The following is a 308-nucleotide window of genomic DNA, read 5'->3' as shown; positions in this document are numbered from 1 at the left end:
AAGTACCCGTCCAGATTACTGGTGGGTATTTCTTATTAACACCATTTTTACAATCATTTTTCAAGTTGCTCTTGTTGTTGTCCTTATCCGATTTGCGATAGCACTTGGCAATGATAACCACCGGATGGCTTCTGCTTGGCTAAAGTTTGGAGGAATTTACTATTCTAGTATTCGTGAAGGCTCCCCATTCCACGCCCAGCTATTGGCTGTTTCTGACTTTGTTTTCCATTATTCAAAAGGTGTCCTAACACTCTTTTGGTTGGGAATGATATGGAAATTAGCAAACCTTCTACCGCGTTATGCTCTTT

At 40.6% G+C, this 308-nt stretch carries 1 protein-coding gene; it reads left to right on the top strand.

Features of this window, described 5'->3' with window-relative positions; all coding sequences use genetic code 11:
• Nucleotides 1-308 (top strand): hypothetical protein (locus FH871_RS35460; protein ID WP_212768438.1); only part of this gene is annotated, 308 nt, incomplete at both ends.

Source organism: Larkinella sp. C7 (genome assembly GCF_006149005.1).
Taxonomy (GTDB): domain Bacteria; phylum Bacteroidota; class Bacteroidia; order Cytophagales; family Spirosomataceae; genus Larkinella.
Note: the sequence above shows the minus strand (reverse complement) of the source record. Positions and strands in the feature narration are given on the sequence as shown.